The organism is Mesorhizobium sp. LNHC232B00, from assembly GCF_000502435.1.
In the GTDB taxonomy this organism is placed as follows: domain Bacteria; phylum Pseudomonadota; class Alphaproteobacteria; order Rhizobiales; family Rhizobiaceae; genus Mesorhizobium; species Mesorhizobium opportunistum.
Window position 1 is genome coordinate 21,956 of record NZ_AYWP01000017.1, and the last position, 13,238, is coordinate 35,193.

A 13,238-nucleotide genomic window follows, 5' to 3' on the forward strand; every position below is an offset into this window, starting at 1 on the left:
CGCCTACAGCTCCATGCCGTCATCGGGGTCGAGGGAAACCTGCCGCGCCACGCCTTGCATAAGGCGCGCCAGGCGCCGATTGCGGACGGCATCATCGTCGTCGGCATCGTCGTCCGGTCCCATATCGAATTCGTTTTCGATCGGCGCCGCTTTCTCGACGGCCTGCGCCCGATTGAGCTCTGCCTGCAAGCGGCGCTCCGATCCCGTTGGATCGCCGTCGCCCCGCTGCAGCGTTCCGGAAGCTTGCGTCCCCTCAGAGTGAGCCAGGATCGGCAACTGGCTCCAGTCGTCAGGCTCGGCCTCTGCGGATCGCACCAGTTCTGGTGGCGGCAACACGCGCTCCTTGAGACTGGCGTCCTCGTAGTAGCGGGCTTTCTTGGCCCTGATCGGCGGCGCGCCTGCCACCATGACGATCTCGTCGCTCGGCGGAAGCTGCATGATCTCGCCAGGAGTGAGCAACTGGCGCGCAGTCTCTTGCCTCGACACCATGAGATGCCCGAGCCATGGCGAGAGCCGGTGACCGGCATAGTTCTTCATCGCTCGCATTTCGGTTGCCGTGCCGAGTGCGTCCGAGACCCGCTTGGCAGTCCTCTCGTCGTTTGTGGCAAAGCTGACGCGGACATGACAATTGTCGAGGACCGAGTTGTTGGGACCGTAGGCCTTCTCGATCTGGTTCAGCGACTGCGCGATAAGAAAGCTTTTCAGGCCATAGCCCGCCATGAAAGCCAACGCGCTCTCGAAGAAGTCGAGACGGCCCAGCGCCGGGAACTCGTCCAGCATCAAAAGCAGCCGGTGGCGGTTTGTCTTGGTATTCAGGTCCTCGGTGAGACGACGGCCGATCTGATTGAGGATGAGGCGGATGAGCGGTTTGGTCCGGTTGATGTCCGAAGGCGGCACCACGAGATAGAGCGTTGCCGGTTGCTTGCCGCCGACGATGTCGGAAATTCGCCAGTCGCAGCGCCGTGTCACGCCGGCCACCACCGGATCGCGGTAGAGACCGAGGAAGGACATCGCAGTGGACAGCACGCCCGAGCGTTCGTTGTCGGATTTGTTGAGCAACTCGCGCGCAGCACTGGCGATAACCGGATGCGGGCCGGCTTCACCCAGGTGCGCGGTCTTCATCATCGCGGCAAGCGTCGATTCTATCGGGCGCTTCGGATCGGAAAGAAAGGCGGCGACGCCGGCGAGCGTCTTGTCCTGCTCGGCGTAGAGAACGTGGAGGATCGCGCCGACCAGCAGCGCGTGACTGGTCTTTTCCCAATGGTTGCGCTTTTCCAGGCTCCCTTCCGGGTCGACGAGAATGTCGGCGATGTTCTGGACGTCGCGGACCTCCCATTCGCCACGGCGGACTTCCAGAAGCGGATTGTAGGCTGACGATCTGGAGTTGGTCGGGTCGAAAAGCAGCACGCGACCGTGCAGAGCGCGAAAGCCTGCGGTGAGCTGCCAGTTCTCGCCCTTGATGTCGTGGACGATCGCCGAGCCCGGCCAAGTCAGAAGGGAAGGCACCACCAGACCGACGCCTTTGCCGGACCGGGTCGGGGCAAAGCACAACACATGCTCTGGCCCATCGTGGCGCAGATAATGACGGTCATAGCGCCCGAGCACCACACCATCGTTATCGATCAGGCCCGCTGCCTCCACCTCTCGCTTTTCGGCCCAGCGCGCCGACCCGTAGGTGTGGACATTCTTGGCTTCGCGCGCCCGCCACACCGACATGCCGATGGCAACGATGATCGAGAGGAAACCACCGGACACGGCGATCAGCCCACCTCTCATGAAGACAGACGGGGCGTAGGCGTCGTAGAAATACCACCACCAGAATAGAGCTGGCGGATAGTAGATCGGCAACCCAGCTATCTCGAACCAGGGCGGACCGAGCCCGGTCTGGAAACCGAGTTTCCATGCGGTCCATTGCGTCGCCGCCCAGGTCGTCGCCAGGACGATCAGGAAGACGGTGAGGATCTGACCCCACAGGATTTTCGTGGCGGACATGGCGTATGCCTTTCATCTGGTTTTCAGAGGCCGAGCCCCTTCTTGCGGCCAAAACTCCAGTCGATGCCGCCATCGCCGCGCGCGACACCGGAGACGTGCTGGCCGAGATGCTTCTCGAGCGAGGGCGTCCAGGGGACGAGCTGGAAGCCGAGCCCGTCGTCGATCATGGCGAAACGGCCGGAGGCGAGCGCCAGGCGCTGGCTGTAAGCACCAGCGACATAGTCTCCGCTCGCGGCCTGCTTGAAGGGTTTTCCGTTATCGGCGGCGAGCCAGTCGCCAAGCTTCTCCAGTTCCGCACGCCGAAGCGTGTCGAGCAGGTTGCGGGCGAAGGTGATGCGTCTGCCTTGCCGCTCCGCGAGCCCCTGATTGACAAGATGTTCAGCCCGCCGGTCGAGGGCGTCGCGGACCTCGGCGCCGAAGCCACCTTCGGCCAGGGCGGCAGGCTCTCGCGCGATCGCCTGACGGTCGAGCCAGGTCGCCCCCGATGCCGTGATTTGTTGATCCACAGCAAGGTCGGAGCGCACGGCGAGCGCGGCCCGGCGTTGACCGCGCGCGTCATCGAATTTTCGCAGCTCGACGATCGATCCCGGCGCGCTGTCGCCGGCCGCCTCCAGATCGGAGAGCTTGATGTGATGGGTGCGTCCGTCGACGCCGTCGACCACGGCATAGGCCGTGCCGATCAGTTCGTCATCGAGCCCACGATCGACCAGCCGGCCGATAACCGGCGTCTCCAGGCTCTCCCCCGCCAAGACATAATTGGCTGAGCCACGCTCGATGCCGGCCGCACTGATCGCGCGGTGGATGCGCTTGATGATGTCGCTGCGCTCGCCAAGCGCGCGCAGTGTTGCTTCGATCCGTTCGTCGATTGTCCATTGGCCAGGCCCGGCCTGTTGGGCAAGACCAAGGGTCTCGAGCTTGCGCAGGCGACCGATTTTCAGAGCGTGATACTCGTCCGGTTGCCTTTGAGGAGATGGCGCGAGATCGATGACCCCGCTGTCACGGCTGTCGCGAAGCAACTGCCGATCGAGTTGCGTCCACCGCTCGGACTGGATCTGGGTTTCGAGTGATTGGCGGATATCGAGATCTGTGCGCGGACCCAGTTCCTGGGTAACCAGATCGCGAGCCCGGTCGCGCATGCCTTCCTTGATGTAGTCACGCGCGATAACCAGATCCTGGCCATCGTCCCGCACGCCACGCACGATCAGATGAATATGGGGATGCTCGGTGTTCCAGTGATCGACCGCCACCCAGTCGAGCCGCGTGTCGAGGTCCTTCTCCATCTGCCCCACCAGATCGCGGGTGAAGGCGTTGAGGTCCGCCATTTCGAGAGCATCGTCCGGCGAGACGATGAAGCGGAAATGGTGACGATCGTCCTTGGCGCGCGTGGCGAAGGCCGCGCCATCGGCATTCTCCGTCCCCGGCCCGAACAGCTGCCCCTTCTCCCCGTCCCGGCTCACACCCTCGCGGCGCAGATAGTTGAGGTGGGTGCCAAGGGGAGCGGCGCGCACGGAGTGACGGACGACCCGAGCCTTGACGACGGCGCCGCGCGACCGCGAGGTGATGAGGCGGTTGGCCTGGATGCTGGCGCGCTGACCGTGACCAAAGCGGGAGCGGCCTGCCTGTACAATCCGGCCCGAACGCGAGATACCGCCGCCGGCCTTTTTCGCCGCGGCCAACACCTGCGCGATGAAGGGCCGGGCCTGCTGGGCGCGCGTGGAGCGGATGCGCCCGGGTCGAATGCGAAACGCGCGCTCATCAGCCATGGCGCGGCACCACAATGTGGAAAAAGAAAAACAAATACAATATTTGGGCTGCTCCATACACATTGTGCGGATGGCCGGCAATGTGCGGGACGCGCCAGAAAACCAAGCAAGAACAACCACCCGACCGCCGCGCAACGTGCGCTCTTTTATCCTGCCATCCCTCGGTTGTTGCCGTAACCGTCCGGTCCCTGCACATATTTGAAGTAGTGCAATCTCGCGTCATGTCGGGTTCCTTCGGTTTGTGGAGGATATTCGGATGGCGCCTCGCCGCTCCTGGGCCAAGGCCAACAGTCCCTACTGGTCGTCGCAGGTCGCGAGCTGGCTCAGCAGCGATCTCAGTGCGCAGGAATTCTGCCGCCAGCGTGATCTTTCGGTCAGGACATTCGAGCTGTGGACGCGCCATCTGGTGAGCGCCGAAGACCTGCGCAAGCGTGCGGAAAAGCTGCAGAATTTGCGTCGGAAGAAGACCGGACGCCAGCGCAAGACGCCGCACCCGAAGCGTCCCCAAAGGCGGCCGCGCTATTGCTACGGCAAGCGCACAGACAGCGGTCCGATCGCGCTTCGGGCGTTCTGGAGCATGCATGTCGAGGCGATGAACTGGAGCGGCATGGGGCATGCCGAGTACGCCGCCGCGCTCGGACTTTCGCGACATGCACTGCGGATCTGGCGCGATCGCCTGGAAGAATCCGGCGACGAAATGGACTGGCGATCGCTTCTTCATCCGAGTGCCCGAGCCCTATTAAGCAGCGCTGCTAATTGCGCGCGGCGCCAATACCGCTTGACACCCGAAGCGATGGATGGGCGCTCGAACCGGCGCCGCTTCAGCGACGAACAGAAGCAGGCGATCGTGAAGGAGACGGAGAAGCCCGGCGTCGCCGTGGCGCAGGTTTGCCGCCGCCATGGGATTGCCACCAGCATGGTGTTCCGCTGGCGCGAGGAGTTCGGCCTGACCGCCCGCAAGGCGCCGCGACTAGCAACGGTGGTGCTTGCCGACGGCGCAGACAATGAGCTGCCTACGCTAGCAGCGTTGCGCGATCTCGTGCGACCGCCGGACGGCATGGTGGCGATCGAACTGGATGATGGGCGGCGCGTGTTCGCACCGGCCGGCGCATCTGCAGCTGCGGTCAAGCGGCAGTTGGCCGGCAAGGAGAAGGCATCATGATCGTCGTTCCGGCGGGCGTGAAAGTGCATCTGGCGTTGGGTCACACCGACATGCGCAAAGGTCTCGATGGGCTCGCCACGCTGATCCAGGAGCATCTGAAGAAGGATCCCTTCTCGGGCCATCTGTTCGTCTTCCGCGGCAAGAATGCCTCGCTCCTGAAGATCTTGTTTTGGGACGGAACGGGACTGTGTCTGTTCACCAAGCGCATGGACCACGGACAGTTCATGTGGCCGCGCCTGGCCGAGCCTGGCGGCTCGGTGGCACTGTCGCCGGCACAGCTCGCGATGCTCATCGAGGGCATCGACTGGCGCGCGCCGGAACGCTTCTGGCGACCGATGCTGGCCGGCTGAAATCGGCACTTCCATTGTCGCGAAGAAGCCCGGAATCCTTGGGTTCTTGTGCTGTTTGTGATAGAATCGATCATGTTGGTCGATCTCCAAAACCTGCCATCCGATCCAGCACTTCTTCAACGTCTCGTGCGCGACATGGCGGCTGCGGTCGAGAGCCGCGACGGCGAGATCGAGCGGCTTCAGTCGATCATCAAAAAGCTCCAGCGGGCACAGTTCGGCCGCAGCTCGGAGCGCCTCGATCCCGATCAGCTCGCGCTCGCGTTGGAAGAACTCGACGCTGACATCGCCCGCATCCAGGAGAGCCGTCCGATCGTCGGCAAGCCGTCGGGCGACCGGCCGTCGCATCGCAAGCCGCTGCCCGATCATCTGCCGCGCGAGGATGTTCTGGTCGATGTCGACAGCATGATCTGCGCGTGCTGCGGCGGCGCGCTGCATGCCATCGGCGAAAGCGTGAGCGAGATGCTGGACTGGGTTCCAGCGCAGCTTCGCGTGATCAGGACGACGCGGCCAAAATATGCCTGCCGGGTCTGCGAGACGGTGGTGCAGGCGCCGGCGCCGGAGCGGCCGATCGCTGGCGGTCTGGCAACTCCGGCGTTGCTGTCGCAGGTGCTGGTCAGCAAATATTGCGATCACACGCCGCTCTATCGGCAGTCGCAGATCTTCGCCCGCAATGGCGTCGAACTTCCGCGTTCCACCCTTGCCGGCTGGGTCGGCGGCGCCTGCTGGTGGCTGGAAGCCCTGCATGAACGGCTGGCGAAGAGCGTCTTTGCCTCGAACCATCTTTTTGCCGATGACACACCGGTCCCGGTGCTCGATCCAGGCCGCGGCCGCACCAAGACTGGAAGGCTTTGGGTCTACGCCCGCGAGCAGAGGCCATGGGGCGGACCGGAGCCACCGGCCGCGGTCTACCTGTTTGCGCCGGATCGCAAAGCCGAGCGTCCCGTCTCTCATCTCGAGCACTTCAAGGGCGTTCTGCATGTCGATGGCTATGCTGGGTTCGAGCGCCTTACCGGCAAGGGAGATATCGTTCTGGCCGCGTGCTGGAGCCATACGCGGCGCAAGTTCTACGACGTGGCGCAGGCGACCAGCGCTCCGATCGCGGTGGAAGCCTTGCGACGGATCGGCGAACTCTATGCCGTTGAAGCCGACGTTCGCGGCCAATCGCCGGGTCATCGGCTTGCAGCCAGGCGCAGTCGCTCCAAACCAATCGTCGACGCCATGCGGGTCTGGCTCGAAGCACAGCTGCCGCTGTTGCCAGGTCGCAGTACGCTCGCCGAAGCCGCCCGCTACGCGCTCTCGCGCTGGGACGGGCTGACCCGCTTCCTGCACGACGGCCGCATCGAGCTCGACACCAACCCGGTCGAACGCGCAATCAGACCTGTCGCGCTCGGCCGCAAGAACCATCTCTTCGCCGGCAGCGACGGCGGTGGTCATCGCTGGGCGGTGCTGTGTTCGCTCATCGAAACCTGCAAGCTCAACGACGTCGAACCGTATGCCTGGCTGCGGGATGTCCTCATCCGCATGGTCGACGGTCACCCAGTAAACCGGCTCGATGAACTCTTGCCTTGGGTGTGGAAAGTCGGAAATCCTGTCAAGAACTGAGCGATGTGCAACGACCGGACGCTTACTTGTTGCCTTTGTTGCCTCCTGCTCTCGCCTTTCCGTACGCCCTGACGTCCAGGACAACGCCCGGGCACGATTTGGACAATTCGCCGTCATTGTGCGGGGGTTCCGGCTTCGGGCATGGCGAACAGTTCGCGCGTCAGCGAGCCGGTTGCGAAAAGCTCGTGCGCTGACGGTGACGACGAGACAGCGACGGACAGGTCTTCACGGGAAGGAAGACCGGGAGCCGCCACGGACCCGGACGGCACTATGAACAGCGGCGCGGCCTTCCAGCTAACGGCGTTGGCATGGCCGGCGGTGAGCGCGCCGGCCGCATCACCGCCGCCCCAGAAAGGGCGGAGCGTCGCAACATAGGCTCGCGTCTCAGCCGGCAGCGGACGGCCCTTCAAGGAGGCTTCGTAACGTCCTGGCCCCGCATTGTAGGCGGCGAGAAAGCCGGGTGAACCGTATCGATCATAGAGCTCGCGAAGATAGGCGGCGCCGGCAAGAATGTTGTCGCGCGGTTCATAGGGGTCGCGGCCGAGCTGGTGACGATGGCGCAGCTCGGCAAAGGTTGCAGGCATGATCTGCATCAAGCCCAAGGCCCCCTTTCGTGATACGGCGCGCGGGTCGCGGGCGCTTTCGAGTTGCATGATTGCCCGTATCCAGCGCTCGGGAACGCGGAAGCGATGCGACGCCTCGGCAATAGGCGCGGCATAGGGATTGTCCGCGGATTTGCGTGAGGCCGGCGCGGATTGCGCGAAGGCCCCGGTCATTGCGTGACAGACCATCAGCAATCCACCGATAAGGCAAAGTGCTTCACGCCGACCAGGCAGCTGACTGACGGGGCGGCTCTCGTCCACACATTCCGGCGCCGATGGCCCGCTCATCGAGCATGCTCCGGCCGCGATTTCGGCCGGATCCAGCGCAGCGACCAGGAGCCGTTGTCGGATCTGAAGAGACCGGCGCGGAAGCGCCGGCCAAACAGCGGATCTTCCAACCGGCACGACAGATAGTCGCCAGCCGTCGGTCCAGTTTCCTTCCAGGCTGCTCCCACCTCGGGGCCGCTGCCGTCGCCGATGTGGATGCGAAAATCCGGCGTCTTGCCATCGGACGTCCTGGTCGGCACGAGCACCAGCTCGGCATCCAGAAGCAGTGTTCGAACGCGCCCGGAGTAACCCGATTCTGTTTCGTGGAAGACGCCGATCTCGGCCATGGACTACATCCTTCTCTTGTTGCTGGGCTGAATTTCAGTTCGCCGGAGCGTGCCAGGTGTAGTGGCCATCGCCCCTCTCGTCGGTCCAAAGCGGCAGCGCGGCTCCGACGATCGAGCTCGCCGGGAACGCGCCGAAATAGCGGCCGTCGAGACTGTCCGCGACCTTCCAGTTCATGACGAAGATTTCGGCGGCGGCGATGATGCGGCAGCCCTGCCATTCAGGCAGCGCGCGCCCCTTGCGGTCGCGCTCCAGTGCGGCACCCACCGAAAGCCCATTCACCGTGATGACGCGACCGAGACGGCAGACTTGGCTCCCAGGAAGTCCCTCGATGTGCTTCAGCATCGGCACGCCGAGCGGAAGGTAGCCACGCTTGGCGGCGAACCGGGCGACCTTGTCTGGCGGTCGGATGACAGCTAGCGCGCCAGCCGTCGGCACAGCCATTTTCCTGATCGCATAGAGCCCAAGCGGCGCGCTGGCCGATGCGTTCCACAGCAGCAGCGGCGGCATCACGACGACAGCCGGAGCGACCGTGGCGACCACGGCCGCGAGCGCCGCGGCTATGCAAGCGGCACGGCTCATGAGGTCACGCGCTTGCGCAACAGAAAGGCCCGGTGCTGCTCGAGCGAATAGGCACGCGGCGTTGCGCCGGCAATCAGACGGTTGTGGGTCTGACGCCAATAATCCGGTGCGGCTTCGGCCGGATCTAGACCGATCGCCTCGATCGCATCGATCCGTTGAAGAACCCGCTCAACCTTGTCCCAGCCTGCGATCTTGAGCAGGATCTCGCCGCCTGGCCTGACGTAAGGCAGCGTCTGATAAGGTTCAGCGGGCAACACCGCGCGCACGATGTCGATGCGCGAAACGACAGTGCCAAAGTCATTCGCCGCCCAGCGCACGAACGCAAAAACACTGCTTGGCGCAAATCCGACGACGCGGCGCCGCTTGTCGATGATCGTCTCGTGGGCAGCACGTCCGAAGCGGATGCGATGCTCAATCCGCTTCTCGATCCAGATCAGCTCGACCGTCGTGAAGTTGCCGCGCGGCGTCGATGGGGTAGACGACGTCATGTGTCGTCTCCCTCGCGCCGGCCAACGCACCGCCGCTTCTCGTCCCAACCGTCAGTCCGCGGCTGGCGCGCAAGACTGTTAGATTGAGAGTTAGACTCTAAGTTAAGAGCGCGATTTTTCGTTGCGGGCCCGTACCTTAAGGCCGATTGCGGTTCCCGAAAGCACGAGGATGCGGTTCCCGATGGCACGATAGTTCGGGTTCCCGGTGGCACGATCCTGTCAACCGGCGCGGGCGCCGGTTCGAACGCCAGCAGCACACGGCCGCTGGCTTCGACTTCCGTGAACAGCAGATATCCCGGCAAAGGTTGGCGGCGCACGATGTCACGCAGCTCGAAGGCGAAGCGCTTGAGCGGCGAGAGGCTGCCGGACTTCTGATGCAGATGCCGGATGTCGAAACGCCAGCCCGCGCGCTGGCGTCCGCCATGCTTGCGTACCAGCCGATAGAGCCAGCGATCCAGGCCGCCGGTCAGGCCGAAATAGGCCCGGTCGATTGTCAGGATCAGCGCGTCATCCATGACGGCGCGATAGAACCAATCGGGCAGGATCAATTCGACGCCAAGCGGGCGGCCGTTTCGATCGAAGCGCTCCTGCCATTCGTTGATCCATGAGAAGCGATGGCGCCGGCCTTCGGCGGGCTGGCGAATGGAGGTGACGACGCTTGTCGACTGCAGGCGATCGAGCGCCGCCTTGAGGCGCAGGTAGTCTCGCTTCGAGACACCGCGGCCGACGAAGGTGAGCATTTCGTATGGCGTCGCGGCCATCAGGCGCGACGTGCGCAATCCGGCATCCCGCGCGTTGACGATCTGGCTCGCGGCCCAGATCAGGATATCGGCATCCCAGATCGTCGCCATGCCGTGGTCGGGCATCGCCTCGACACGGATTGCGACATCGCCGGCGCGAAAGTCGATCGGCGCGATGCGCCTGGATTTGGCAAGCGAGAAGAAGGGATAGGCCATGAGATCCTGCGCATCGCGTGGCGCGGCGACACCGGGCAGCGCGTGGAACAGATCTAGCTGCCCGCGTTCCGACGGTTGGCGTGGTCGTGCCGACATAGGGGAGATCAGCGAGCTCAGCGCTTCTCGCGCCCAGCATAGGCGATCAGGCGGGCGGCTTGAGGCTTGGCGGGCAGCACCGAGCCATGCGGGTCGGATGTCGACATCATGGCGCCGCGCTGGACCCAGGCCTGAAGGTCGTCGACGGCGTAGACGACGCGGCCGCCGAGTTTTCGATAGGCCGGCCCGGTGCCGTAGGTGCGGTGTTTTTCCAGCGTACGCGCGGAAAGGCTGAGGAAATGCGCTGCTTCCGAAGTTCGCAGGTAGCGCGGCGGCAATGGCGCGGCGTCGGTATTCATGAGGTGTCTCCTTGCGGCCGTCGCGATTGAACGGCGATCGATTGCAAGGATGGAGGAGCACGGGGACGGTGATCAGGTGCGCAATTGAGGGGCGCTATTTCGCACCGCCAAGAGGCCTTCAGGAGTGCGCCGCCCAGCAATTGAGAACAGCCCGCTCGACCATCTTCACGCCATCGCGCATCAGCAGCGCACCTCGTGAAAGGAAGCCGGTGATGGCACCCGGCGGCGCGGAAAGCTTCCGCGGCCACCGACAGAAGACGCCNGCCGGGCGAGGCGTCTGCCAGTTCACTCGCCGTTGCGGCGGTTGGGGCGGGACCAGATGAGGCTGTGGCCCTCGCCTTCCTCGTCGTCGGCGAAGAGGTTGGCGTAGATCGGAGCGGTGAAGCTCGGATCGTCGAGCTTAAGCCCGAGATAGTCGCGGCCCTCGTTGGAGCGCTTGGACCAGGCGGCGCCGATTTCGGCCTTGCCGACCACCACGCGGTGGCTTGGAGCGTTCTCGCCGCTGGCCCGGCTGTCGGGGACGATGCGCACGCCCTTGGCCTGGACGCTGAGGGTGACGATCTCGCCGGTGAACTCGTTCGCATTGGTCTTCTTGAAAGTGCCGATGGTAGCCATTTTCAGTCTCCGTTTCTTCGTTTCCGAGCCCGCACCATGCGACCTCGATGGCGATCGTGAGGCCGAAGGCGACCGCCGCCGCATCGCTTGCGACCGCAGCAAAGCGGAGGATGGCGCAGGCGCGCGTTTCTTGTTTCCGCGAGGAATGGGCCCCGCCCAGGGGAAGAAACGCGCGACGCGCCGTTGCGGCTTAGGCGGTTGAGGCTTCAGCCGTCCTCCGGCCAGATCAGCCCGTTCGAGAGGTCGTTGGTGCGCCCGGCGAAATGACGAAGCGAGGCAAATTGCCCCATCTGTGGCTCGGCGACAAAGCAGATTGGTTCGCCAGGAGGTCAGCCTACAATGGCTTGGACCCGCATCAAAGCCTCGCCCCCCTTGTGCCAAGCGCAGACGACGGCACACTACGACTGTCCGGTTTGGGTCCGCTATCCGACTGTCTGCTTGAGGCGTGTTCACGGCGGCAACGGTCATTCGCATTCCGAAGAAGATCCGTCCGTTGCGCGCCGAGGCGCACAATCGCGCGCTGTGCTTTCGCCGCTGCTTGAAAGATCGCCCGCTTGTCGGAGCACCATCAACCGTTGGAAAATCCAAGCTGCGGACGCACCCCGACGATCGCATCGGGAAGAGGCTCCCGTATCCGGCACGCAGTCACCTTGTTAAACCCATAGTGTTCGTTACACGTGGACGTCTGCTCACGTCTGGTCTAACTAGGCGGTGATGCATCCAAGGCGCGCAGCTTCCGCCGCGTTATTGAAGCGGGGCATCCCAAATGGCGAAGAAGTCTTTGCGGCGAAAAACTACGATTTACGATATCGCCTTGGCCGCCAAGTCATCGCCGACGGCGGTCAGCTTGGTTCTCAACGATTGTTGGCAGCAGCACCGCATCAAGGCGCAGACGGCGGCAACGATTCTCGACTGGGCTGAACGGCTTGGCTACGCGGTCAATCTCAAGGCTCGGGGGTTGCGGCTATCTCGGTCGGGATTGGCCGGAATGATTCTGCCGCATTACCGAAATCGTTTTTTTGCCGGCCTCGCGGAAGCCTTTGAAGCGGAAGCGCGCCTCCGGGGGATGTGCCCAATTGTGGTCAGTACGCATAGGAATCCGGACAACGAACTCAATGTGACGGAAACGCTCCTGGCGCAGCAGGTCGAATTCCTCTTCATCGCGGGAGTTCGTTGCCCAGATCCACTTAATGATTTGTGCCGCGCCGCCGCCGTGCGGTGCATCAATGTCGACTTGCCAGGCTCCCGAGCGCCCTCTGTCGTTTCCGATAATTACGGCGGCGCAAGAGCTCTGACCGAAGTCGTGATCAGCAAGCTAAAGAAACGGCGCAGCGCCACCAACGATCTATTTTTCTTCGGGGGAGTGCATGACGATGACGCTACGCGCAGCCGACTGCTTGGCTTCAATGATGTTCTGGCAGCGCACGGGATTGCTCCTGGAACCAGAACTGTTGATTGCTGCGGGTACGCGCCCACCAATGCTGCTCGGTCGCTTGCCGCACGATACGCTGAACTGGGACATTTGCCATCTGGCATGTTCATCAACGGGGTGACAGCGCTCGAGGGGGCCTTGCGGTTCCTATCGACCTTGGCTCCAAGTGAATTGAAACGGATTGTTGCCGGGAGCTTCGACTGGGATCCATTCGCCGCGTATCTACCCTTCGACGTAACAATGGTACGTCAGAATGTCGAAGTCATGATTGCGGAAGGCTTCAAGCTTCTCGAGAACCATTCCGTGGACCATTTTCCGCTCGTGACGGTGCCAACCAGTTTCGGCAGAACCGGGGAGCATGAAGGCGCTCAGGAAGACTGGGATTCCACGCCCGATGGCGCAGCCGGGTCCAGACAGAACGCCAGCGGAATGGCCCGGTAGTCACTACGGCGACGTGCGCCATGTCGGCGTCCCTCAGCGCTCGCGCGTAGCCGGCTCCGAAAAGGTGCACCAATTGCCTGGGTGCAGATCAAGCTGACCGGGAGCTTTCGAGCGGCCGATAACCGGATGGTGATGCATCGCTCGTAACTGCGAGAGCAATGTCCAGAACTCCCCGTCTCGCTGGATAGCGGATTGCGTCGTCACCGGACGGACACAGACTTCCTTGCGCTTGGCGTCTCCTCCCGG

General features: G+C 63.5%; 13 protein-coding genes. 4 read left to right on the forward strand and 9 right to left on the reverse strand.

Annotated features, from left to right (window positions below):
* Window positions 1–3: 3 nt before the first annotated feature.
* The gene (locus X743_RS148995; RefSeq protein ID WP_023767054.1) at window positions 4–1,992 is read right to left on the reverse strand and encodes a conjugal transfer protein TraG; all 1,989 of its coding nucleotides are present in this window, start codon (window positions 1,990–1,992) and stop codon (window positions 4–6) included.
* A 23-nt stretch (window positions 1,993–2,015) separates the two neighbouring features.
* Entirely contained in the window at window positions 2,016–3,755 is a 1,740-nt protein-coding gene (locus X743_RS148990; RefSeq protein ID WP_023767055.1) for a VirD2 family relaxase/mobilization nuclease, read from the reverse strand.
* A gap of 256 nt (window positions 3,756–4,011) precedes the next feature.
* On the opposite strand from X743_RS148990, the gene X743_RS1000000173490 reads away from it, so the two are divergent.
* The 3 genes from X743_RS1000000173490 to X743_RS148980 all read left to right on the forward strand — a co-directional run bounded on the left by X743_RS1000000173490 (window position 4,012) and on the right by X743_RS148980 (window position 6,869).
* Window positions 4,012–4,917, forward strand: a complete 906-nt coding sequence (locus X743_RS1000000173490) for a transposase (protein ID WP_023767056.1) — start codon at window positions 4,012–4,014, stop codon at window positions 4,915–4,917.
* Window positions 4,914–5,267, forward strand: a complete 354-nt coding sequence (tnpB, locus tag X743_RS148985; protein ID WP_023767057.1) for an IS66 family insertion sequence element accessory protein TnpB — start codon at window positions 4,914–4,916, stop codon at window positions 5,265–5,267. Before X743_RS1000000173490 ends, tnpB begins: the two co-directional genes overlap by 4 nt.
* Window positions 5,268–5,339: 72 nt before the next feature.
* A complete protein-coding gene (locus X743_RS148980) occupies window positions 5,340–6,869 on the forward strand; it encodes an IS66 family transposase (RefSeq protein WP_023767058.1) in 1,530 nt (509 codons plus the stop codon).
* A gap of 113 nt (window positions 6,870–6,982) precedes the next feature.
* On the opposite strand, the gene X743_RS148975 is transcribed toward X743_RS148980, so the two are convergent.
* The 7 genes from X743_RS148975 to X743_RS148945 all read right to left on the reverse strand — a co-directional run bounded on the left by X743_RS148975 (window position 6,983) and on the right by X743_RS148945 (window position 11,119).
* Complete coding sequence (locus X743_RS148975; protein ID WP_348625904.1) at window positions 6,983–7,660, reverse strand: lytic transglycosylase domain-containing protein; 678 nt, start codon at window positions 7,658–7,660, stop codon at window positions 6,983–6,985.
* A 95-nt stretch (window positions 7,661–7,755) separates the two neighbouring features.
* On the reverse strand, window positions 7,756–8,085 hold the full coding sequence (locus X743_RS148970; RefSeq protein WP_023767060.1) for a DUF736 family protein: 330 nt from the start codon (window positions 8,083–8,085) through the stop codon (window positions 7,756–7,758).
* A 34-nt stretch (window positions 8,086–8,119) separates the two neighbouring features.
* Window positions 8,120–8,665 carry a S26 family signal peptidase gene (locus X743_RS148965; RefSeq protein ID WP_023767061.1) on the reverse strand — a complete coding sequence of 182 codons (546 nt, stop codon included), beginning with the start codon at window positions 8,663–8,665 and terminating at the stop codon, window positions 8,120–8,122.
* A complete protein-coding gene (locus X743_RS148960; protein WP_023767062.1) occupies window positions 8,662–9,153 on the reverse strand; it encodes a DUF2840 domain-containing protein in 492 nt (163 codons plus the stop codon). The genes X743_RS148965 and X743_RS148960 overlap by 4 nt, the downstream gene beginning before the upstream one ends.
* Window positions 9,150–10,205: a replication initiator protein A gene (locus X743_RS148955; protein WP_023767063.1), complete on the reverse strand. Its 1,056-nt coding sequence runs from the start codon at window positions 10,203–10,205 to the stop codon at window positions 9,150–9,152. The genes X743_RS148960 and X743_RS148955 overlap by 4 nt, the downstream gene beginning before the upstream one ends.
* 17 nt (window positions 10,206–10,222) lie before the next feature.
* Complete coding sequence (locus X743_RS148950; protein WP_023767064.1) at window positions 10,223–10,504, reverse strand: helix-turn-helix domain-containing protein; 282 nt, start codon at window positions 10,502–10,504, stop codon at window positions 10,223–10,225.
* A gap of 285 nt (window positions 10,505–10,789) precedes the next feature.
* Window positions 10,790–11,119, reverse strand: a complete 330-nt coding sequence (locus X743_RS148945) for a DUF736 domain-containing protein (RefSeq protein WP_023767066.1) — start codon at window positions 11,117–11,119, stop codon at window positions 10,790–10,792.
* A gap of 766 nt (window positions 11,120–11,885) precedes the next feature.
* On the opposite strand from X743_RS148945, the gene X743_RS148940 reads away from it, so the two are divergent.
* Window positions 11,886–12,992 carry a substrate-binding domain-containing protein gene (locus X743_RS148940; protein ID WP_023767067.1) on the forward strand — a complete coding sequence of 369 codons (1,107 nt, stop codon included), beginning with the start codon at window positions 11,886–11,888 and terminating at the stop codon, window positions 12,990–12,992.
* The last annotated feature ends 246 nt before the right edge of the window (window positions 12,993–13,238 follow it).